Origin of the sequence: Streptomyces sp. CB02009 (assembly GCF_001905825.1) — a bacterium.
Taxonomy (GTDB): domain Bacteria; phylum Actinomycetota; class Actinomycetes; order Streptomycetales; family Streptomycetaceae; genus Streptomyces.
The window spans coordinates 87,337-109,467 of sequence record NZ_LIVV01000010.1 but is presented as its reverse complement, the minus strand read 5'-3'; the positions used below and the strand labels follow the sequence as shown (position 1 = coordinate 109,467).

The window sequence follows — 22,131 nt, the reverse complement described above, 5'->3', positions numbered from 1 at the left end:
CGGTCGTGCCCGGTCCTGCCGGACCCTCCACGGGTCGGGTCAGGCGTCCCCGGTGGCGGCGAGGGCGCGGACCGCGTCCGCGAAGGCCTCGCCGCGCTTGTTGTAGTTGGTGAACATGTCCATCGAGGCACAGGCCGGGGCGAGGAGCACCGTGTCCCCCGCGTGGGCGAGCCGGGTCGCCTCGCGGACCGCCTCGGACATCGCCCCAGTGTCGGTCCGGTCGAGGTCCACCACCGGTACTTCCGGGGCGTGTCGCGCCAGGGCTTCGCGGATCAGGGCCCGGTCGGCGCCGATCAGGACGGCCCCGCGCAGGCGCTTCGCCGACTTCTGGACGAGCTCGTCGAAGGTGGCGCCCTTGGCGAGGCCGCCGGCGATCCAGACGATCGGGTCGTAGGCGGCCAACGAGGCCTCCGCGGCGTGGGTGTTGGTGGCCTTGGAGTCGTCGACGTACGCGATCCCCTGGACCTCCTCGACCAGTTCGATGCGGTGCGGGTCGGGCCGGAAGGCCTTCAGACCGTCGCGTACGGCCTTGGCGTCGACGCCGAAGGCGCGGGCCAGGGCGGCGGCCGCCAGGGCGTTGGCGATGTTGTGCGGGGCCGGCGGCTGGACGTCGGAGACCTCGGCGAGCTCCTGGGCGTTCTTCTGCCGGTTCGGGGCGAAGGCCCGGTCGACGAGGAGGCCCTCGACGACGCCGAGTTCGGACGGGCCGGGGGTGCCGAGGGTGAAGCCGATGGCCCGGCAGCCCTCCTCGACGTCGGCCTCGCGGACCAGGTCCTCGGTGGCCTTGTCGGCGACGTTGTAGACGCAGGCGACCTGGTTGCCCTCGTAGATCCGGCCCTTGTCGGCGGCGTACGCCTCCATGGAGCCGTGCCAGTCGAGGTGGTCGGGCGCCAGGTTGAGCACGGCGCCCGAGTGGACGCGGACGGACGGCGACCAGTGGAGCTGGTAGCTGGAGAGTTCGACGGCGAGCACGTCGTACTGCTCCTCGCCGAGGACGGCGTCGAGGAGCGAGACGCCGATGTTGCCGACGGCGGCGGTCCGCAGTCCGGCCGCCTCCAGGATCGAGGCGAGCATCCGGACGGTCGTGGTCTTGCCGTTGGTGCCGGTGACCGCGAGCCAGGGGGCCGCGCCGGGGCCCCTGAGCCGCCAGGCGAGTTCGACGTCGCCCCAGATCTCCACGCCCGCCTCGGCGGCGGCCGTGAAGAGCGGCTTGTCGGGCCGCCAGCCGGGGGTGGTGACGATCAGCTCTGTGCCGGACGGCAGGGTCGCCCCGTCGCCGAGGCGGACGGTGACGCCCTCCGCCTCCAGCTCGGCGGCCTGGGCCCGGGAGCGCTCGTCGTCGCCGTCGTTGACGACGGTCACGAGCGCGCCGAGGCCGTGCAGGACGCGGGCGGCCGGGATGCCGGAGACGCCGAGTCCCGCGACGGTGACCTTCTTGCCGTGCCAGTCGAGCTGTTCTGTCACTTGTCCGCTGCCCATCCCGCGTAGAAGAGGCCCAGGCCCACGATCACGCACATGCCCTGGATGATCCAGAACCGTACGACGACCAGGACTTCGGACCACCCCTTGAGTTCGAAGTGGTGCTGGAGTGGCGCCATCCGGAAGACGCGCTTGCCGGTCATCTTGAACGAGCCGACCTGGATGACCACGGACATCGTGATCAGGACGAACAGGCCGCCGAGCAGGGCCAGCAGCAGCTCCGTGCGGGAGCAGATGGCGAGACCGGCGAGGGCGCCGCCGAGGGCGAGCGAGCCGGTGTCACCCATGAAGATCTTGGCGGGCGAGGTGTTCCACCACAGGAAGCCGAAACAGGCTCCCATGAGCGCGGAGGCGACGACGGCGAGGTCGAGCGGGTCGCGGACCTCGAAGCAGGCGTTGGGGTTGGTCAGGGTCATGGCGTTCGCACAGGACTCCTGGAACTGCCAGAGCCCGATGAAGGTGTACGCGCCGAAGACCATCACCGAGGCGCCGGTGGCCAGTCCGTCCAGACCGTCCGTCAGGTTCACGCCGTTGGACATGGCCAGGATCATGAAGAGCGCCCAGACCACGAACAGCACCGGGCCGATGGTCCAGCCGAAGTCCGTGATGAAGGAGAGCTTCTCGGAGGCCGGGGTGAGGCCGCGCGAGTCGGAGAACTGGAGCGCGAGCACCGCGAAGGCGATGCCCACGATCAGCTGGCCGGCCATCTTCGCCTTGGCCCGCAGACCGAGCGACCGCTGCTTGACGATCTTGATGTAGTCGTCGAGGAAGCCGACCAGGCCCATGCCCGCCATCAGGAAGAGGACGAGCACGCCCGAGTACGAGACGGGCTCACCGGTGATGACCTTGGCCAGCGCGTACGCGATGAGCGTGGCCAGGATGAAGGAGATGCCGCCCATGGTGGGCGTGCCCTTCTTCCCGGCGTGGCCGCGCGGGCCGTCGTCACGGATGAACTGCCCGTACCCCTTGCGGGCGAGGAGCTTGATGAGCAGCGGGGTGCCGATCAGGGTCAGGAAGAGCCCGATGGCCCCCGCGAAGAGGATCTGCCTCATCGTCCGGCAACCTCGCCCTCGGTGTCGATGAGGGCCAGTGCGACCCGTTCGAGACCGACCGACCTGGAAGCCTTCACAAGGACGACATCCCCCGGGCGCAGCTCACTGCGCAACAGGTCGACAGCCGCCTGCGCGTCGGACACGTGCACCGACTCCTCACCCCACGAACCCTCGTTATATGCGCCCAGTTGCAGCCAGGACGCTTCCCTGTCCCCTACCGCCACGAGCTTGCTGACGTTGAGCCGGACGGCGAGCCGCCCGACCGCGTCGTGCTCGACGAGCGATGCGTCACCGAGCTCGGCCATCTTGCCGAGCACCGCCCACGTACGAGCCCCTCGGGCCTGTGCGGCCCTGCCCATGGCCGCGAGCGCGCGCAGGGCGGCTCGCATGGACTCGGGGTTCGCGTTGTAGGCGTCGTTGACGATCGTCACGCCGTCCGGACGCTCGGTGACCTCCATGCGCCAGCGCGACAGGGTGCCCGCCTCGGAGAGCGCGGTGGCGATCTCTTCGACGGGCATGCCCAGCTCGTGCGCGACGGCGGCCGCTGCGAGCGCGTTCGACACGTGGTGCTCACCGTACAGGCGCAAGGTCACGTCACTGCACCCGGTGGGTGTGTGAAGCCTGAAAGAAGGCTGTCCGGACGCTGTGAGGTGGACGTTCTCGGCCCGTACGGCCGCTTCGTCCGCTTCGCCGAAGAAGATCACGCGGGCCTTGGTGCGGCTCGCCATCGCGCGGACCAGCGGATCGTCGGCGTTGAGGACCGCGACGCCGCCGTCCTCGGCCGACGGAAGCGCTTCGACGAGCTCGCCCTTGGCCTGGGCGATCTGCTCCCGGCCGCCGAACTCGCCGATGTGGGCGGTGCCCACGTTGAGGACGAGGCCGATGCGGGGCGGGGTGAGGCCGGTGAGGTAGCGGATGTGCCCGATGCCGCGGGCGCCCATCTCCAGGACCAGGTGCCGGGTCTCGTCGCTCGCGCGGAGCGCCGTGAGCGGCAGGCCGATCTCGTTGTTGAGCGAGCCGGGCGTCCAGACGGTGGGCGCGTGCCGGTCGAGGACCTGGGCGATCAGGTCCTTGGTGGACGTCTTGCCGGCCGAGCCGGTGAGGGCGACGACATCGGTGCCGAGCCGTTCGACGACGGCTCGGGCGAGGGCCCCGAGCGCCGTCTGGACGTCGTCGACGACGAGGGCGGGCACGCCGACGGGGCGGGCGGCGAGGACGGCCGTCGCACCCGCCGCGACGGCGCGTTCCGCGTAGTCGTGGCCGTCGACGTGCTCACCGGCGAAGGCCGCGAACAGGCTGCCGGCCCGCACCTCGCGGGAGTCGATGACGACGGGCCCGGTGATCCGGGCGGCCGGATCCGGTATGTCGTGCGCCTGCCCGCCGACGATTTCGGCGATCTCGGCGAGGGAGAGGGCGATCACTGCTTCATCCCTGACTGTTCTGGTGGCTGGCTGTTCCGCCCGGCGCGGAAGCCCGGGTGTGCGAGCGGTCGGCGATGGCCTCGCGCAGGACCTGGCGGTCGTCGAAGGGGCGTACGACCCCGGCGATCTCCTGGCCCTGCTCGTGGCCCTTGCCCGCGACGAGGACGGTGTCGCCCGGCTGCGCGCGGGCGACGGCGGCCGCGACGGCCGCGGCGCGGTCGGCGAGGACGAGCACCTCGCCGCGTTCCTCCGCGGGCACCTCCGCGGCGCCCGCGAGCATGGCGGCGAGGATCTTCAGCGGGTCCTCGGAGCGGGGGTTGTCGGAGGTCAGGACGGCGGTGTCGGCGAGCCGGGCCGCGGCGGCGCCCATCGGGCCGCGCTTGGTGGTGTCCCGGTCCCCGCCGCAGCCGATGACCACGTGCAGCCTGCCCTCGGTGACCTCGCGCAGGGAGCGCAGCACCGACTCGACGGCGTCCGTCTTGTGCGCGTAGTCGACGACGGCGAGGTACGGCTGGCCCGCGTCGACCCGCTCCAGGCGGCCCGGCACGCCGGGGACGGCGGCGACGCCCTCGGCGGCGCTCTTCGGGTCGATGCCCGCGGTGGCGAGGGTGGCGATGGCGGCGAGGGTGTTGGCGACGTTGAACGGGCCGGGCAGCGGGGCGGTGGCGGAAATCCGCTCCCCCGCCGGGCCGACCGCGGTGAACGTCGAGTCGTGGGAGCCGAGGACGAGGTCCTCGGCGCGCCAGTCGGCGTCGGCACGGCCCTCGGCGGAGAAGGTGACGACCGGGACGGTCGCCTCGCCGACGAGCCTGCGGCCGTAGGCGTCGTCGAGGTTGACCACGCCGAGGCGGCTGCGCTCGGGCGTGAACAGCCCGGCCTTCGCCCGGAAGTAGTCGTCCATGTCGGAGTGGAACTCCATGTGCTCCGGGCTGAGGTTGTTGAAGACGGCGACGTCGAAGACGCAGCCGTCGACCCGGCCGAGCACGAGGGCGTGGCTGGAAACCTCCATGGCGACGGCGTCGACGCCCCGCTCGCGCATGACGGCGAAGAGCGCCTGGAGGTCGGTCGCCTCCGGGGTGGTGCGCTCCGACTTGATGCGCTCGTCGCCGATCCGCATCTCGACGGTGCCGACGAGCCCGGTGTGGTGTCCGGAGCCGCGCAGGCCGCCCTCGACGAGGTAGGCGGTGGTGGTCTTGCCGGAGGTGCCGGTGATGCCGATCTGGAGGAGGTCGGCGCCGGGCCGGCCGTAGATCTCGGCGGCGAGTTCGCCCATCCGGCCGCGCGGGTCGTCGACGACCAGGACCGGCAGGCCGGTGGCGGCGGCGCGTTCGGCGCCCGTCGGGTCGGTGAGGATCGCGGCGGCGCCGAGTCCGGCGGCCTGGGCGACGAAGTCGGCGCCGTGGGCGCGGGCACCGGGCAGGGCCGCGTACACGTCGCCGGGGCGTACGGCCCGGGAGTCGTGGGTGATGCCCGAGATCTCGGCGGTTCCGGGGGCGTCGACCCCCAGCTGCGCGGCCAGGTCGCCCAGGGGTGTCGGGCGGGCCTGCTGCGGCCGGGGCGGGGCGGTTCGGTACTGATCAGCGTGTGGCACGGCGGTGAGCGTACCGGGCCCACCCTGCGGGGGGCCAAAAGAGCCCGGGGCCTCGCCGGAGTTCGATTTCCGGTTCCCGGAATGGGGGGTGATCGTTGTCACTGGTGCTCCCGGAGGGTCACGGGGTGGGGTCGAACATGACCGGCAGTCGGGCGGGCTCGCTGCCGGTGGGGGCGACATGGAGGGTCTTGAGGGCGAACTCCATGACCTTCTTGTAGATGGGGCCGCAGATCTGGCCGCCGAAGTAGCTGCCCTTGGTGGGGTTCTGGATGGCGCAGTAGACGGTGATCTGCGGGTCGTCGGCGGGGGCGAACCCGGCGAACGAGGCGGTGTAGCCCTTGTAGCGGCCGAGCTCGGGGTCGACGCGGTTGGCGGTGCCGGTCTTGCCGGCGACGCGGTAGCCGGGGATGGCGGCCTTGTTGCCGGTGCCCTCCCGGTCGTCGACGACGGACTCCAGCATCCGGGCCAGGGTCTTGGCGGTGTCCTCGCTGACGACCCGGGACTCCGCGGGCTTGGCCGCCGGGCTGAAGCGCCCGTCGGGGCCCTTGGTGCCGCGGACCAGGGTCGGTTCGATGCGTACGCCTCCGTTGGCGATGGTCGAGTACACGGAGGCGGCCTGCATCGCGCTGACGGAGAGGCCCTGTCCGAACGGGATCGTGTACTGCTGCGAGGTGGACCAGTCCTGCGGCTTGGCGAGGATGCCCCCGGTCTCGCCCGGGTAGTCCAGGCCGGTGGGGCTGCCCATGCCGAACTTGCGCAGGTAGGAGTGGAGCACCTTGTTGGACTCGGCCTGGGTGGCGCCCAGCTGGCCGGTGGCGAGGATGGTGCCGATGTTGCTGGACTTGGCGAGGACGCCGTTGAGCGTCAGGTACCAGGTCGGGTGGTCGATGTCGTCCTTGAAGAGCCGGTCGCCGCGGTGGAGCCGGTTGGGGACGGTGACATGGGTGTCGGGGGCCGCCTTGCCCTCCTCCAGGACGGCGGCCATGGACATGACCTTGCTGGTGGAGCCGGGCTCGTAGGCGTCCTGGAGGGCCGCGTTGCCCATCGAGGCGGAGTTGGCGGCGGAGAGGTCGTTGGGGTCGAAGCCGGGGGCGTTGGCCATGGCGAGGACCTCACCGGTCCTGGTGTTCTGCACGATGACGTAGCCGCGGTCGGCCTTGGACTTCGCCACCTGCTCGGTGATGGCCTGCTGGGCGGCCCACTGGATGTCCCGGTCGATGGTCAGCTCGATGTCGGAGCCGGGGACGGCGGGGGTGCCCTGGGAGCCCGCGGTGGGCACCTGGCGGCCGCCGGACTGGGTGAAGCGGATCTTGCCGTCCTTGCCGGCGAGCTCCGGGTCGAGCATGGACTCCACACCGCCGGCGCCCTTGCCCTCGGCGTTGACGTACCCCAGTATCCCGGCGGCGAGCTCGCCGTTCGGGTACACGCGCTTGGTGCTGGGCTCGCTGAGGATGCCGCCGAGGAGGTTCACGCCGGTGCCGCCGGCCGACGGCTGGGCCTTCTGCCCGTAGACGCGCCGCAGGTCCTTGATCTGGTTCCAGACCTGCGGGGTCTGCTTGCGGGCGAGCAGCGTGTACCGGGACTTGGGGGTACGGAGCTTCTTCGCGATCTCCGCGGGCTCCTTGCCGAGCAGGGGGGCGAGGAGGGCGGCGGCCTGCTCGGGCGCGTCCGCGACCTTGGACACCTCGGGCGTGAACAGCTGCGGGTCGGCGGTGATGTCGTACGCGTCGACGCTGGCGGCGAGCGCGATGCCGTTGCGGTCGGTGATCTCGCCCCGCTCGGCGGAGAGCGTGTACTCCTGGAAGCGGTACTTGTCGGCCTTGGCCGCGTACGCGCTGGCGTCGACGGCCTGGACCTGGAGCAGCCGCACCACGAAGGCCGTCATGACCAGGGTCAGACCGAGGGAGACCAGCCGCAGCCGGGGCCGGGGGCTGCCGAGCCGGATGGTGCGCGGCCGACGGGCCGGCGGCCGGGGCGCGGTCCGCTTCGCGGCCGGGCGCGGGGCGGGGCGGGACGTGCGGGCCCCGGCGGAGGCGGGCCGGGGGCGCGCGGGCCGGGCGGGTCCGGGGACGCGGCGGCGCGGGGGCTCCTTGGGGGGCACTTGCGGGTCACCTGCCGGAGTTCGTCGGGGTGGGTGGCGGTGCGGGTGCGCGGGTGGGGGCCGTCGGCGCGGGACCGGTGGCGGTGGGGGCAGTCGGCGCGGGACCGGTGGCGGCGGCGTCCGCGCCGGCGGCCGTCCCCGGCACCGGGGAGCCGGTGGCGCCGAACGGCGCGGGGTTCCCGCCCGGCGCCGGCTTCGGGCTCGGCGTCGGGGTGGGCTTGGGGGCGGCGGCCTCGGAGGGCTCGCCGAGCACCTTGCCGTCCGGGCCGAGGAACGCCGGGCTGCCGCCGGGGACCATGCCGAGCTCGCGGGCCCGCCGCTCCAGGGCGTCGGGGGCCGCGTAGTCGTCGACGTCCCGCTGGAGCGCCTGCTCCTCGTCGGTGAGCTCGGTGGTCCTGTCCTTGAGCTCGTTGAGCTGGAAGGAGCCCTGGTTGAGGGCCGAGTTCAGCAGGAGCAGGCTGATCAGACCGCCGCCGAGCAGCACGACGACCAGCAGGACGAAGGGGGTGCGGGCGGCCGAGCTGGGCCCCGACGGCATGAGCCGTCCGAGCCGCGCGGCCCGCCCTTTGAGCGGCCCCTTCGCCGTGCTCACAGGACGTCTTCCCGGATCCGCTCGGCGCCCCTGAGCCGGGCCGGGGCGGCGCGCCGGTTCTCGGCGACCTCCTCCTCGGTGGGCAGCTCGGCGCCGCGGGTGAGCAGCTTCAGACGCGGCTGGTACTTCTCGGGGACGACCGGCAGGCCGGGCGGGGCGGTGGTGGCCGCGCCGGCCGCGAAGACTCCCTTGACGATCCGGTCCTCGAGGGACTGGTACGAGAGGACGACGACCCGGCCGCCGACGCCGATGGCCTTCACGGCCGCCGGAATGGCCTTCTCGACGCTGTCGAGCTCGCGGTTGACCTCGATGCGCAGGGCCTGGAAGGTGCGCTTGGCCGGGTTGCCGCCGGTGCGCTTGGCGGCCTGCGGCAGGGAGTCGCGGATCAGCTCGACGAGCCGGGCGCTGTTGCTGAACGGCTCCTTGTCGCGCTCGCGGACGATCGCCGAGACGATCCGCTTGGCCTGCTTCTCCTCGCCGTACGCGCGGAGGATGCGGACCAGCTCGCCGGGGGCGTAGGTGTTGAGGACCTCGGCCGCGCTGATGCCGGTCGTCTGGTCCATGCGCATGTCGAGCGGGGCGTCCTGCGCGTAGGCGAAGCCGCGGTCGGCCTCGTCCAGCTGCATGGAGGAGACGCCCAGGTCGAAGAGGACGCCGTCGACGGCGGGGAGGCCGAGCCTGTCGAGGACCTCGGGCAGCTCGTCGTACACGGCGTGGACGAGGGTGGCGCGGTCCCCGTACGGGGCGAGCCGCTCGCCGGAGAGCCGCAGGGCCTCCTTGTCCCGGTCGAGGGCGACGAGACGCACCTCGGGGAACTGCTGCAGGAGTGCCTCGCTGTGGCCGCCGAGGCCCAGGGTGCAGTCGACGACGACCGCTCCGGGGCGCCGCAGGGCGGGGGCCAACATGTCCAGGCACCGCTGGAGCATGACCGGGACGTGTCGGTCGTTGCTCAATGCGCCCTCTCAGATCCGGCGCGGAGGTACGGGCGAGCGGGTAAGAAGGCCGAGCCGTAGGTACCGCCGCACACACGGGGGGAGAAACCGCGGAAGTCGCTCGTTGTCTCCGTGAACTTCGCGTCACTTTAGTCCACGGGACCCGCCGGTCAATCAACCGGCTGGCGCGTCGCACGGCACCGGAGAGCCGGCCGGACATTCCGGACGGCTCACCCGTTCGGGGCGCCGCCGCCCCGGCCTGTGGGCCACCTCACCACGAGGCCCGGACGTGGCCTGGAGTCGCCCACCGGGGGGCTGCGCCGCGAGCCGGAGCACCCCGGCGGGAGACCGATCCCGGGGCCGGGGCCGAGACCGACCCGGCGTAAACACCCAAAGCCCGGCATTTCCCTCGCACTTGTCCGTGCGCAAGTGACACGACCCGGCCATGCGAACAAGAATGCTGGGGTACGACACCCTCCGGCGATTCCACGGGGGCAGGTGTCCGTGTTCCGGAAGGCCGAGGAGGGCCGGGTGACGACCTATGACGATCGAGCGAGCCTCACTGATCTGACCACCACTGTGGAGCGGGTGCGCAGATCGGTGGAGAGTGTGATCGAGGGCAAGCCCGAGGTCGTACGGCTTTCGCTGACCGTGCTGCTCGCCGAGGGGCACCTCCTCATCGAGGATGTCCCCGGCGTCGGCAAGACCATGCTGGCCAAGACCCTGGCGCGGTCCATCGACTGCTCCGTGCGCCGCATCCAGTTCACCCCGGACCTGCTCCCCTCGGACGTCACCGGCGTGTCGATCTTCGACCAGCAGCGCCGGGACTTCGAGTTCAAGCCGGGCGCGATCTTCGCTCAGATCGTGATCGGCGACGAGATCAACCGCGCCTCGCCGAAGACCCAGTCCGCGCTCCTGGAGTCCATGGAGGAGCGGCAGGTCACCGTCGACGGCCAGACCTACGAGCTGCCCAGCCCGTTCATGGTGGTCGCCACGCAGAACCCGGTCGAGATGGAGGGCACCTACCCGCTGCCCGAGGCCCAGCGCGACCGCTTCATGGCCCGGGTCTCCATCGGCTACCCGAGCGCAGAGGCCGAGCTCCAGATGCTCGACGTGCACGGCTCGGCCTCCCCCCTGGACGACCTCCAGCCGGTCGCCCACGCCCACGACATCCTCAAGCTGATCGAGGCGGTCCGCGCGGTCCACGTCGCCGACGCCGTACGCCGCTACGCCGTCGACATCGTCTCCGCCACCCGCACCCACACCGACCTGCGGCTCGGCGCCTCCCCGCGGGCCACCCTGCACCTGCTGCGGGCCGCCAAGGCCTCCGCCGCGCTCAGCGGCCGCGAGTACGTGCTGCCCGACGACCTCCAGGCACTCGCCGCGCCCGTCCTCGCCCACCGGCTGCTGCCGACGGCGCAGGCCCAGCTGAACCGCCGCACCGCCGAGCAGGTCGTCCAGGACATCCTGCAGCGCACCCCCGTCCCGGCCGCGGCCCCGCCCGCCGGACCCCTCTACGGCCAGCAGCCCGGCGCCCGGCGGCTGTGATGACCACCGCTGCCGTGCCGGACGGACAGCGGGGCGACGAGGACGACCGGGGCGGTCTGCGGGCCGCCCTCGGCGGTCTCACCACCCGCGGCCGGTCCTTCCTCGCCGCCGGAGTGGCCGCCGCCGCCTGCGCGTACGTCCTCGGCCAGGCCGACCTGCTGCGCGTCGGGCTGCTGCTCGCCACGCTGCCGCTGATCTGCGTCCTCGTGCTGCACCGCACCCGCTACCGGGTCGCCGCCTCCCGCCGGCTCACCCCCCAGCGGGTGGAGGCAGGCTCCGAGGCCCGGGTCCAGCTGCGGATGGAGAACATCTCCAAGCTCCCCACCGGGCTTCTGATGCTCCAGGACCACGTGCCGTACATGCTGGGCCCCCGCCCCCGCTTCGTCCTCGACCGGGTCGAGGCGGGCGGCCGGCGCGAGGTGTCCTACCGGGTCCGCTCCGACCTGCGCGGCCGCTTCCCGCTGGGCCCCCTCCAGCTGCGGCTCAACGACCCCTTCGGGATGTGCGAGCTGACCCGCTCCTTCCACGCGTACGACACCCTCACCGTCGTCCCGCGGACCGAGGCGCTGCCGCCGGTCAAGCTCGTCGGCGAGGCCTCGGGCCACGGCGACGGACACCAGCGCTCGCTCGCCCTCGCGGGCGACGACGACATCATTCCGCGCGCCTACCGCCACGGCGACGACCTGCGCCGGGTGCACTGGCGCTCCACCGCGCGCTACGGCGAGCTGATGGTCCGCCGCGAGGAGCAGCCGCAGCGGGCCCGCTGCACCGTCCTCCTCGACACCCGCCGGATCGCCTACCAGGGCTCCGGCCCCGACTCGGCGTTCGAATGGGCGGTCTCCGGTGCCGCGTCCGCCCTGGTGCACATGCTGGAGCGCGGCTACGCGGTCCGGCTCGTCACCGACACCGGCACCTCGGTGCCCGGCGAGGGCTCCGAGGGCTTCGCCGGCTCGGCCCAGGACTCGGCCGAGACGGCCGGGCTGATGATGGACACCCTCGCGGTCGTCGACCACTCCGAGGGCGGCAGCCTGTCCCGCGCCTCCGACCTGCTGCGCGGCGGCGGCGAGGGACTGCTCATCGCCTTCGTCGGCGATCTCGACGAGGAGCAGGCGGCCCTCGCCGCCCGGATGCGGAACCGCACCGGCGCGGCCGTCGCCTTCGTCCTGGACTCCGGGACCTGGCTGACCGGCGGCGCGGTGTCCGGGGCCGTCGAGGACCGGGTACGGCAGCTGCGCGAGGCGGGCTGGACGGCGCTGGCCGTACCGCCCGCCGCCAAGCTCGCCGACCTGTGGCAGCAGGCGGCCGGAATCCGCGCGGAGTCCGCCGCCGACACCTACGGAGGATGGTCATGAGCGGGCGCGCACGGCTGACCCTGGCCGCCTGGGGCGCCACCCTGATGGCGTCCGGAGCACTGCTTCCCCTGGTGAAGCCGGCGACCTGGATCTTCACGGCCGCCTTCGTCCTAGCCCTGGTGAGCGGAGTCGGCACGCTGGCCCGGCGGGCACCGCTGGCCCGGCCCGTGACCCTGCTCGCGCAGTTCGCCGTCGCGCTCCTCGCGCTGACCGTGATCTTCGCCCGCGAGCAGGCGATCCTCTGGTTCCTGCCCGGCCCGCAGGTCTTCACGCGCGCCGCCGACCTGTTCGCGGCGGGCGCCGAGGACGTCGGCCGGTACGCGATCCCCGCCCCGGACACCGAGGGCATCCGGCTCATGCTGGTCGGCGGCGTGGTCGCCATCGGCCTCCTGGTGGACACCCTCGCCGTCACCTTCCGCAAGGCGGCCCCGGCCGGACTTCCGCTGCTCGCCCTGTACTCGGTGGCGGCCGGTCTCTCCGGCGGCGGCGCCGGCTGGCTCTGGTTCCTCCTCGCCGCCTCCGGCTACCTGCTGCTCCTCCTCGCCGAGGGCCGCGACCGGCTCTCCCAGTGGGGCCGGGTCTTCGGCGGCGCCCAGCGCTCCGCCCGGCCGGGCTCGTCCGTCGCGGGCGGCGGCGGCACCACCTTCGCCCCGGCCCGCACCGGTCGCCGCATCGGTGCGGTGGCCATGGGCGTCGCCATGGTCGTCCCGTTCGCACTGCCCGGCTTCACCGGCGGCCTCATCGGCAACGGCGACGGCGAGGGAACCGGCGGAGAGGGCCGGGGCGGCACCATCTCGGCCGTGAACCCGCTGGTCTCCCTCCAGGACAACCTCCGCCAGCCGGAGGACCGGGAGGTGCTGCGCTACCGGACCAACGCCCGCGACACCTCCGGCCTCTACCTGCGGCTCGTCGCGCTCGACCAGTTCGACGGGACCTCGTGGAAGTCCTCGGCCCGCCCGATCGAGGCCGTGCCCAAGCAGCTCCCCTGGCCGGACGGGCTCTCCCAGAGCGTCCGGATCACCGAGGTGACCAGCAACTTCGTCGCCTCCGAGGGATACGAGCAGAAGTGGCTGCCGATGCCGTACCCGGCCGGCCGCGTCGACATCGACGGCCGCTGGCGGTACGAGCCGGCCGGCCGGATGCTCGTCGGCGACGACAAGCAGACCACCAAGGGCGCCCGCTACACCGTCTCCAGCCTGGAGGTCCAGCCGACGTCCGAGCAGCTGGCCGCGGCCGGCGACGCCCCGGAGAAGATCCTCCGCGAGTACACCAAGATCCCGGCCTCGCTGCCGGGCGACGTGAAGGCGACCGCGCTCCAGGTCACCAAGGGTGCGAGCACCGACTACGAGCAGGCGGTGAAGCTCCAGGAGTGGTTCGCCCGCGACGGCGGCTTCCGCTACGACGTGGACGTCGAGTCCGGCACCGGTGTGCAGGCGATCTCCCGCTTCCTGAAGGACAAGGAGGGCTTCTGCGTCCACTTCTCCTTCTCGATGGCGGCGATGGCCCGCTCCCTGGGCATCCCGGCCCGCGTGGCCGTGGGCTTCATGCCGGGCACCACGCAGACCGACGGCTCGGTCTCGGTCGGCATCCGGGACGCGCACGCCTGGCCCGAGCTGTACTTCGAGGGTGCGGGCTGGACGCGGTTCGAGCCGACCCCCTCGCGGGGCTCCACCCCCTCGTACACCCAGGACAGCACGCCCTCGGGTACGGCCACCGGGCCCGCCCAGCCGTCGCAGAGCGCCTCGGCGCAGCCCTCCGCCGCGCCCAGCGCCTCGGCGAGCTGCACGCCGCAGGAACGCCGGCTCGGCGACTGCGGTCCGGAGGAGGCGGTGGCCGGCGCGGACTCGTCCGGTGCGGGCCCGAACCCTCTGACGGTGCTCCTGATCGTCGTCGGAGTCCTGGCGGTCCTCGCCGTCCCCCTGCTGCCCCTCCTGTGGCGGACCCGGGTGCGGGCCCGACGGCTGGGCGGGGCCGGAGCGACGCTCGCGGTCTGGCAGGAGATCCTCGACACGGCCTGGGACCACGGGGTCGAACCGGACGAGTCGCGGACCCCGAGGCGCACGGCGGCCCGGATCGTCCGCCTGGGCGAACTCGGCGACGAGGCGGCCGACGCGGTGCACCGGGTGGCCCGGGCGGTGGAGGAGACGCTGTACGCGCCGAACCCGCGGCCGGCGTCGGGTCTGGCGGCGGACGCGGCCCGGATCCGGGCGGGCTTCCACGCCTCGGCGGACCGCGGAACACGCCTGCGCGCGCTGCTGGCGCCGCGGTCGGCGGCGCGGCTGCGGTGGTCCGCGGCGGCGCGGTGGTCGGAGACGGCGACGTCCTGGTCGGCCCGCCGCACCGCCCTCCTGACCCGAGCAACCCCCCGCCTCCACCGCAACTGACCCCGCCCCACGCAACGAGGGCCCCGCTCCCAACAACCCGAGCGGGGCCCTCGCCATACCCGTGTCCACCGACCGGGGCCACACCCCCGCCGTATCGCCGCGCGTCGGCGCGCCCCGCCCCCGGTGGGCGCGCCCCCGCCGCCCACCGCCTTGTCGCCACGCGCCCACGCCCTCGCCCTCGCCCTCGCCCGTGTGCCCGCGCACCCCGCCAACCCCCCGCGTCGGCTGCGCCCGCCGCCCCCGCCCGTGTGGGCAATCGTCCCGCAGGGCGGGACGGGTGGGCACACGGGACGGCGCCCTCGGCGGCGCCCCCGCCTCTTGTGCCTGGACCCGCACCCACTCGTACGGCACGCATGGGTGCGGGTCAGGGCGCGGGGAGCCTAGGCCCGGCAAGGGGCGCCGTTCCGTTGTGCCCACCCGTTCCGCCCCAGCGGAACAGATGCCCACAACGGGGGCGGGCGGGGTGGGCACCGCCCCGGCGGAACAGACGCCCGCAACGGGGGTGGGCAGGGTGGGCACCGCCCCGGCGGAACAGGTGCCCGCAACGGGGCGGGGGCGGCTCGGTGGAGGCGGTGTCCGTAGGGCGACGGCGGTCACGCGTGGGGGCGGGTACGACGGAGCCCCGTGGGGCGCGGTTGCGCGGGTCACGGGGCTCGTCGGATGCGTTGCGCGGGGCCTCCGCTCAGGGGGCCGTCAGTGGCCGCCACCCTGCTGCTCGTCGCGGCGGCGCTGCCACCGCTCTTCCATCCGGTTCATCATGGAGCGTCGCTGCCGGGTCTGACGGCCTCCGGCCGTCGTCCCACCCCTGGTGGCCTGCTGCTGCTCACCCGGCTTCGGCGCCTTGCGCCATCCGGTGACCGCCAGGACCGCGCAGCCCAGCATGACGAGGAATCCCACCACGCTGATCCAGATCTGCTGTGCGACCATTCCGGCCATGAGGAGCGCGATACCCACCAGGAAGCCGGCGACTGCCTGGTAGACCCGTCGCCGGGTGTACGTACGCAGTCCGCTTCCCTCGAGCGCTGTCGCGAACTTGGGATCTTCGGCGTACAGCGCTCGCTCCATCTGCTCGAGCATTCGCTGCTCGTGCTCCGAGAGCGGCACGGAGTCCTCCTAGTCGTCGGTCGCGGGGGCGACCGGTTTGCGGCCCTTTCAGGATAGGCAGGGAATCGCCCCCGTGAAACCCGCCCTCAATGCCGAATAGCCAGTCCGGGCCGCCATGCGGATCGGTTGCTGAGGCGTTGATTCCCCAGGCCCTCCTCCGTCATGCCGGATGCTGTCCCCCGATCATACGGGGCAGAGCCCGTTATCGGGCGGGCTGTGGCGTACTCCATGGAGTGCCGCGCCCCGCACCGCCGAACGGGTGGCCGTCCTGCTCAGCCCCGCTTCTCGCCCAGTACGTGCAGCTGGGTGGCGACGGCGTGGAAGGAGGGCAGCTCGGCGGCGGCCGCTTCCAGCTTGAGCAGGGCCTCGGCCGCGCCGGGCTCGGTGTCGACGAGGACGCCGGGCACGAGGTCGGCGAAGACCCGGACACCGTGTACCGCGCCGACGTCCAGACCGGCCCCGTCGGCCAGTTCGGCGAGCTGTTCGGCGGTGAAGCGCCGGGGTACGGGGTCGCCCGCGCCCCAGCGGCCCGCCGGGTCGGAGAGCGCGTGCCGGGCCTCGGTGAAGTGTCCGGCGAGGGCGCGGGCCAGGACCGCGCCGCCGAGTCCGGCGGCGAGCAGGCTCAGGCTGCCGCCGGGCCGGAGCGCGGCGACCGCGTTCCGCACGCCTTCGGCGGGGTCGTCGACGTACTCCAGGACCCCGTGGCAGAGCACCGCGTCGTAGCTCTCGCGCCCGACGACGTCGAAGAGGCCGCTGATGTCGCCCTGGACGCCGGTGACGAGGTCGGCGACCCCGGCCTCGGCGGCCCGGCGCTCCAGCGCGAAGAGCGCGTTGGGGCTGGGGTCGACGACGGTGACCCGGTGGCCGAGGCGGGCGACCGGCACCGCGAAGTTCCCCGATCCGCCGCCGGTGTCGAGGACGTCGAGGCTGTCCTTCCCGGTGGCCTCGACCCGGCGGTCGAGGGCGTCCTTGAGGACGTCCCAGACGACGGCGGTACGCAGGGAGGCGCGCGACGGGCGCGAGGTCGCCTCTCGACCGAAGACAGGGGAAGGGTCCGGCACGGCTGTTGACTCCTCGGTGACGGGTACGGACGCCCCCACCCTATGGCCTGGGGGGTGCCTTGCCGATCACGCCGCGGGCCCGGCCCGATCGGCGGCGCACCCCCGGGGCCCGCGCCGCGGTCAGCCGCCCGCCTCGTCCGCCCCCGGCTGCCGGGGCAGGACCGGCTGGAGGGCGAGCAGCCGCTCGACCAGGCGCAGGAAGTACGCGGCGTCCCTGAGCAGGTCGTCGGCCTCCCGCCGGGTCGCCGCGCCGGCGATCCCGGCCTCGGCGCGGGCCCTGCGGTCGGCGCCGGAGGCGAAGAGGGCGCCCCATTCGGCGAGTTCGGGTGCCAGCTCCGCCAGGAGCTCCCAGGCGGTGCGTATCCGCTGCCTGCGGCGGGGTCCGGCCTCGGGCCTGGCCCGGGCGGCCAGCACGGCGGCGGCGGCCCGCAGGGCGGCGAGGTGGGCCGCGGCGTACCGCTCGTGGGGGCGGTCGAGCGCGGCGGCCTCGGCGAGTCCGGCACGCGCCTTGGCGAGGAGGTCGAGGGCGGCCGGCGGGGCTGCGGCGGCGCGCGGGACGGGGTGGATGTCGGACGCGGGCCCGGTCTGGGCGGGGGCGGGGCGTCGGCGGGGCGCGGCTGCTGCGGAAGGGCTTGCCATGACGAGTCCTCCTGTCGTCGCGTGACGGCTTCGTGGCCGTATGTGTCCATCGTGCCCGCCCCCACTGACAATCCCTCCTGACCTGAGGTTTTGCCTGAAAACCCAACTCGGGGGTAACTTTTGAACTGACCAGTCAGTTCAAAAGGGGATCGGGGGGTGGGCCCGTGGGAGCGGAAGCCGAGGAGCGACCGCACGGCGCCGCCGTCGTCGTGGACGGATTCGGACTGAAGGGGCCGCGCGGCTGGGCCTTCCGGGAGGTCTCGTTCCGGGCCGGGCCGGGCACGCTGGTGGCGATCGAGGGGCCCTCGGGCTCGGGCCGCACCTGTCTGCTGCTCGCGCTCACCGGCCGGATGAAGGCCAAGGAGGGCACCGCAGAGGTCGGCGGCCTGCCGCTGCCGAAGAAGATGGCCGCCGTGCGCCGGATCAGCGCCCTGGGGCACGTCCCCGGCGTCAGCGAGCTCGATCCCGCCTTCACGGTGGCCGAGCACCTGGGCGAGCGGGCCATGCTCCAGCGCCGTTTCGACGGCTCCGTCCGGACGTTCCTGCGCCGCCCGTCCGAGCGGCGGGCCGCGGCCCGGGCCCGGATCGACGAGGCCGTGGCCGCCGCGGGGCTCGACCTGGCCGCCCTGCCGAAGGGCGAGCGGACGTCCGTACGGGATCTGGAGCGGCTCGAGGCGCTGCGGCTCTCGATCGCCCTGGCCCTGATCGGCCGGCCCCGGCTGCTCGCCGTGGACGACACGGACCTGAAGCTCTCGGACGCCGACCGCGCCGAGGCCTGGGCGCTGCTGCGCTCCGTGGCCGACTCCGGGACCACCGTCGTCGCGGTCTGCAGCGAGGCCCCCGAGGACGCCCTGCGGATCACCACGCTCGACACCACAGCCACCGCGCCCGCCACCGAGGCCCGCGCCGAGGACGGCAAGGACAGCGAGGACGCCGAGGACGCGTCCGGCACCAGGGACGCCGAGGACGCCCCCGACACCGCCGCCACCGGGGCGCCCGGCGAGGGCGACAAGGCCGGCACCAGCGACAAGGCCGGCAGCGCCGGACCGGCCCACAAGGTCAGTAAGGCCGACAGGGCCGCCGGCGATCTCACCGAAGACACGACCGAGGAGGGGGCGGCCGATGCGCTCGCCGAAACTGGCCGCGCTTGAGCTGAAGCGCTTCGGCAGGGGAAAGCTGCCGCGCGCCGCGCTCGTCGCGATCCTGCTGCTGCCGCTGCTGTACGGCGCCCTGTACCTGTACTCGTTCTGGGACCCGTACAGCAGGCTCGACAAGATCCCCGTCGCCCTCGTCAACGAGGACCGGGGCGCCACCACCGACGGCAAGAAGGTCAACGCCGGTGACGACATCACCAAGGGGCTGCTGGAGAGCAAGACCTTCGCCTGGCACCGGGTGAGCGACGCCGAGGCCCGCAAGGGCGTCGAGGACGGCACGTACTACCTGTCCCTGACCATGCCCGGCGACTTCAGCTCGCGCATCGCCTCCAGTTCGGGCGACTCCCCCGAGACCGGGGCCCTGCGGGTGCGGACGAACGACGCCAACAACTACATCGTCGGCCAGATCTCCCGGACGGTGTTCTCCGAGGTCCGCACCGCGGCCTCCACCAAGTCCTCCCGCACCTTCCTCGACAAGATCTTCATCTCCTTCTCCGACATCCACGACGCCACCGCGAAGGCCGCCAAGGGCGCGGGCGACCTCAAGCAGGGCGTGGACAAGGCGAAGAAGGGCTCGAAGGACCTGGCGAACGGCCTCAGCGACGCCAAGACCGGCAGCGGCGACCTGGCCGCCGGCCTGAAGAAGCTCGACAAGGGGGCCAGGGACCTGGAGAGCGGCTCCCGCAAGGTCGCCAACGGCACGCAGACGCTCGCCGACAAGGTGAACGGCACCGCCGACAAGGTCCGCCCCTACCTGGCGAACAACGGCAGGTCGATCCGCGACACCGCACGGCTCGTCTCGGACTCCGCCACCGCGGTCCGCCACAACCTCGACGACCTGGTGAAGCGCGCCCCGGTGATCCGCGGCGCGGCGCACGTGGCCGATGACGAGCTGGCCAAGGCCCACCAGGCGGAGTGCGTGGCGGCGCCCGAGGCCGCCGCCGAGTTCCCGACCGTCTGCGCCAAGCTCAAGGAGGCCTCGGTCACGGCCGGCGACGTCGCCACCATCGCGGACGACGTCCACGAGCTGACGAAGGGCAGCACGGGCGACCTCAAGACCCTCGACGCGCGGCTCGCGAAGCTCACGCGGCAGGCCGACGAGCTGGCCCGCCGCGCGCCGCACCTCGACGAGGACGTCGAGGACGCCATCAGGAAGATCAACGAGCTCAACACGGGTGCGAAGAAGGTCGCCGCCGGGGCGGAGAAGCTGCACACCGGGATCTCCGGCGCCAAGACCGGCTCCGTGAACCTCGACACCGGCGTCGGCAAGCTCAAGAAGGGCGCGGGCGCCCTCGACGGCGGTCTGTTCAAGCTGGCCGACGGCTCGGGCACCCTCGCGTCCGGCCTGAAGGACGGGGTCGACCGGATCCCCGACTACGACGAGCAGGACCGCGACCGGCGTACGGAGGTCATGGCCGATCCCGTGCAGCTGGCCTCCCAGTCGCTGCACAAGGCGCCGAACTACGGCACCGGTTTCGCCCCGTACTTCATCCCGCTCTCCCTCTGGGTCGGCGCGATGGTCGCGTACATGATCATCCAGCCGCTGAACCGGCGCGCGCTGGCCGCCGGCGGCTCCGCCTGGCGGATCGCCCTCGCGGGCTGGCTCCCGGTGGCGGCGATCGGCGTCCTGCAGGTCGCGGCCCTCATGTCGGTCCTGCACTGGGGCCTCGGCCTCCAGATGGCCCGCGCCGCCGGCACCGTCGGCTTCCTCGCGCTGGTCACCTGCTGCTTCTCCGCGATCATCCAGTGGCTCAACGCCCGCTTCGGCGCGGCCGGCCGCATCCTGGTCCTCGCGGTCCTGATGCTCCAGCTGACCTCGGCGGGCGGCACGTACCCCGTCCAGACCAGTCCCGGCTTCTTCAACGCCGTCCACCCGTTCCTGCCGATGAGCTACGTGGTCGAGGCCCTGCGCCGGCTGATCTCGGGCGGCGGGATCGGACCCGTCTGGCAGGCCTGCGCGGTGCTCGCCGCGTTCACCCTGGGCGCCCTGGCGCTGACCGCCGTGTCCGCCCGCAGGAAGCAGGTCTGGACACTCGACCGGCTCCACCCCGAACTGAGCCTGTGAGACCGGGCCGGTGAGACCCGCGACACCTGTGAGAATCGACCCCATGGACAGCAGCAGCACCCGACGCCAGGCCACGCGCGCGAAGCTCTACGAGGCGGCCGTCACCCTCATCGCGGAGCAGGGCTTCTCCGCGACGACGGTGGACGAGATCGCCGAGCGGGCGGGCGTGGCCAAGGGCACGGTCTACTACAACTTCAAGAGCAAGACCGAGCTCTTCGAGGAGCTGCTGCGCCACGGGGTGTCGCTGCTCACGGCCTCGCTGCGGACGGCGGCCGAGGACACCGCCGGGCGCGGCGGGAGCCGGATCGACGCGCTGGACGCGATGATCCGGGCGGGTCTCGTCTTCATCGACCGCTACCCGGCCTTCACCCAGCTGTACGTGGCCGAGCTCTGGCGCACCAACCGGGCCTGGAACTCCACTCTCCTGGTGGTCCGCCAGGAGGCGGTCGCCGTGGTCGAGGGAGTGCTGCGGGAGGCGGTCGCGGCCGGTGAGCTGAGCGACGAGATCGACGTCCAGCTGACGGCGGCGGCGCTGGTCGGGATGGTGCTCGTGGCGGCGCTCGACTGGCAGGCCTTCCAGAGCGAGCGTTCGCTCGACGACGTGCACGCGGCGCTCTCGCGGCTGCTGCACGGCAGGGTGGGCGGCCGTTAGGGGGTGCCCTGTCGATCAGGCCAGGCCCCGCGAGCCCGGCCTGATCGGCAACACACCCCCCAGGCCCTGACGCACGGTACGGCGAAGGCCGGTCCGTCGAGGCTCGATCCCCCCGAGCCCCGCCGGACCGGCCTTCGCCGTATGTCCCCCGTGACACCCCCGTGCCCCGTTGCGGCAGGCACGCGACCCCGGTTCCGCCGCCCCGTGTCGGCGGTTCCCGGGGCCGCGCCCCTTCCGTGGACTCCACTCTTCCGTCTCCGCGTCCGGGACTCATCCGCGTACCTACTCATCTCGCGCCCTAGGTACGGATACTCAGACTGGTTACGATCGCGGGCGTGTCCGTACTCCCCCTGGTGTTCACCAGCGGCTGGGCGAGCGGGATCAACGCGTACGCGGTGGTCCTGCTGTTCGGCGTCTTCGGCGCGACCGGGCTCACCGACGAGGTGCCCGAGTCCTTGCAGCGCACCGATGTCCTCGTCGCGGCCGGCGTGCTCTTCCTGTGCGAGGCGGTGGCGGACAAGATCCCGTACGTCGACTCGATATGGGATTCCGTCCACACGGTGATCCGGCCGATCGCGGGGGCCGTGGTCGGCGCCCTGCTCGCCGGGCAGAACGGTTCGCTGCCGGAGCTGGCGGCGGGTGCGGTCGGCGGTTCGACGGCCCTGCTGAGCCACTTCGTCAAGGCCGGGACGCGCATGGCGGTCAACACCACGCCCGAGCCGTTCTCCAACGTCGCGCTGAGCCTCGCGGAGGACCTCGGGGTGGCGGCCATCGTCACCTTCGCGCTCTTCCATCCGGTGGCGGCGGCGAGCATCGCGGGCGTGCTGCTCATCGGCGGCCTGGTGATACTGGTCTTCCTCGCCCAGCGGATCCGCCGCTTCCTGCGCCGCAGGTCGCTGCGGCGCGAGGAGAGACAGCTCGCCGACGCGGAGGCCCGGGCCCGCGCACGGCCGCCGTCGGGCGACGGTTCGGAACACTTCTGAGCCCGTTCGGGACCGTCCCGG

General features: G+C 73.2%; 17 protein-coding genes. 7 read left to right on the top strand and 10 right to left on the bottom strand.

The window, feature by feature from the left end:
• Window positions 1-39: 39 nt before the first annotated feature.
• Genes murD through rsmH form a run of 7 tightly spaced genes read right to left on the bottom strand, consistent with a single transcriptional unit; the run spans window position 40 to window position 9,189 of the window.
• The gene (gene murD, locus AMK27_RS33235) at window positions 40-1,479 is read right to left on the bottom strand and encodes a UDP-N-acetylmuramoyl-L-alanine--D-glutamate ligase (RefSeq protein ID WP_073916787.1); all 1,440 of its coding nucleotides are present in this window, start codon (window positions 1,477-1,479) and stop codon (window positions 40-42) included.
• Window positions 1,461-2,531, bottom strand: a complete 1,071-nt coding sequence (mraY, locus tag AMK27_RS33230) for a phospho-N-acetylmuramoyl-pentapeptide-transferase (protein WP_073916785.1) — start codon at window positions 2,529-2,531, stop codon at window positions 1,461-1,463. The genes murD and mraY overlap by 19 nt, the downstream gene beginning before the upstream one ends.
• Window positions 2,528-3,952 (bottom strand): UDP-N-acetylmuramoyl-tripeptide--D-alanyl-D-alanine ligase, encoded by a 1,425-nt coding sequence (locus AMK27_RS33225; RefSeq protein ID WP_073916783.1) that lies wholly within the window; start codon window positions 3,950-3,952, stop codon window positions 2,528-2,530. The genes mraY and AMK27_RS33225 overlap by 4 nt, the downstream gene beginning before the upstream one ends.
• 4 nt (window positions 3,953-3,956) lie before the next feature.
• Window positions 3,957-5,645 (bottom strand): UDP-N-acetylmuramoyl-L-alanyl-D-glutamate--2,6-diaminopimelate ligase, encoded by a 1,689-nt coding sequence (locus AMK27_RS33220; protein ID WP_073916781.1) that lies wholly within the window; start codon window positions 5,643-5,645, stop codon window positions 3,957-3,959.
• A gap of 16 nt (window positions 5,646-5,661) precedes the next feature.
• Entirely contained in the window at window positions 5,662-7,644 is a 1,983-nt protein-coding gene (locus AMK27_RS33215; protein ID WP_073916779.1) for a peptidoglycan D,D-transpeptidase FtsI family protein, read from the bottom strand.
• Between the two features lie 7 nt (window positions 7,645-7,651).
• The gene (locus AMK27_RS33210) at window positions 7,652-8,236 is read right to left on the bottom strand and encodes an FtsB family cell division protein (RefSeq protein WP_079188668.1); all 585 of its coding nucleotides are present in this window, start codon (window positions 8,234-8,236) and stop codon (window positions 7,652-7,654) included.
• The gene (gene rsmH / locus AMK27_RS33205) at window positions 8,233-9,189 is read right to left on the bottom strand and encodes a 16S rRNA (cytosine(1402)-N(4))-methyltransferase RsmH (protein ID WP_073916777.1); all 957 of its coding nucleotides are present in this window, start codon (window positions 9,187-9,189) and stop codon (window positions 8,233-8,235) included. The genes AMK27_RS33210 and rsmH overlap by 4 nt, the downstream gene beginning before the upstream one ends.
• A 510-nt stretch (window positions 9,190-9,699) precedes the next feature.
• Here rsmH and AMK27_RS33200 point away from each other — a divergent pair.
• From AMK27_RS33200 to AMK27_RS33190, 3 genes are read left to right on the top strand one after another with little or no spacing between them, the layout of a single operon-like run.
• Entirely contained in the window at window positions 9,700-10,716 is a 1,017-nt protein-coding gene (locus tag AMK27_RS33200; protein ID WP_073917360.1) for an AAA family ATPase, read from the top strand.
• On the top strand, window positions 10,716-12,068 hold the full coding sequence (locus AMK27_RS33195; RefSeq protein ID WP_073917359.1) for a DUF58 domain-containing protein: 1,353 nt from the start codon (window positions 10,716-10,718) through the stop codon (window positions 12,066-12,068). Before AMK27_RS33200 ends, AMK27_RS33195 begins: the two co-directional genes overlap by 1 nt.
• The gene (locus AMK27_RS33190) at window positions 12,065-14,452 is read left to right on the top strand and encodes a transglutaminase TgpA family protein (RefSeq protein ID WP_073916775.1); all 2,388 of its coding nucleotides are present in this window, start codon (window positions 12,065-12,067) and stop codon (window positions 14,450-14,452) included. The genes AMK27_RS33195 and AMK27_RS33190 overlap by 4 nt, the downstream gene beginning before the upstream one ends.
• 693 nt (window positions 14,453-15,145) lie before the next feature.
• Here the strand turns inward: AMK27_RS33190 and AMK27_RS33185 are convergent.
• From AMK27_RS33185 to AMK27_RS33175, 3 genes are all read right to left on the bottom strand, one after another.
• The gene (locus AMK27_RS33185; protein WP_030314489.1) at window positions 15,146-15,556 is read right to left on the bottom strand and encodes a DUF3040 domain-containing protein; all 411 of its coding nucleotides are present in this window, start codon (window positions 15,554-15,556) and stop codon (window positions 15,146-15,148) included.
• 272 nt (window positions 15,557-15,828) lie between these two features.
• A complete protein-coding gene (locus AMK27_RS33180) occupies window positions 15,829-16,617 on the bottom strand; it encodes a class I SAM-dependent methyltransferase (protein WP_073916772.1) in 789 nt (262 codons plus the stop codon).
• Window positions 16,618-16,737: 120 nt separating this feature from the next.
• Entirely contained in the window at window positions 16,738-17,256 is a 519-nt protein-coding gene (locus AMK27_RS33175) for an SAV_6107 family HEPN domain-containing protein (protein ID WP_073916771.1), read from the bottom strand.
• Window positions 17,257-17,420: 164 nt separating this feature from the next.
• Between AMK27_RS33175 and AMK27_RS33170 the strand changes: the two genes are divergently transcribed.
• From AMK27_RS33170 to AMK27_RS33155, 4 genes are all read left to right on the top strand, one after another.
• On the top strand, window positions 17,421-18,407 hold the full coding sequence (locus AMK27_RS33170; RefSeq protein WP_073916767.1) for an ATP-binding cassette domain-containing protein: 987 nt from the start codon (window positions 17,421-17,423) through the stop codon (window positions 18,405-18,407).
• Window positions 18,379-20,475, top strand: a complete 2,097-nt coding sequence (locus AMK27_RS33165) for a YhgE/Pip family protein (RefSeq protein WP_073916764.1) — start codon at window positions 18,379-18,381, stop codon at window positions 20,473-20,475. The genes AMK27_RS33170 and AMK27_RS33165 overlap by 29 nt, the downstream gene beginning before the upstream one ends.
• Before the next feature lie 43 nt (window positions 20,476-20,518).
• Window positions 20,519-21,127: a TetR/AcrR family transcriptional regulator gene (locus tag AMK27_RS33160; RefSeq protein WP_073916762.1), complete on the top strand. Its 609-nt coding sequence runs from the start codon at window positions 20,519-20,521 to the stop codon at window positions 21,125-21,127.
• 335 nt (window positions 21,128-21,462) lie between these two features.
• On the top strand, window positions 21,463-22,110 hold the full coding sequence (locus tag AMK27_RS33155) for a DUF4126 domain-containing protein (RefSeq protein ID WP_073916759.1): 648 nt from the start codon (window positions 21,463-21,465) through the stop codon (window positions 22,108-22,110).
• The last annotated feature ends 21 nt before the right edge of the window (window positions 22,111-22,131 follow it).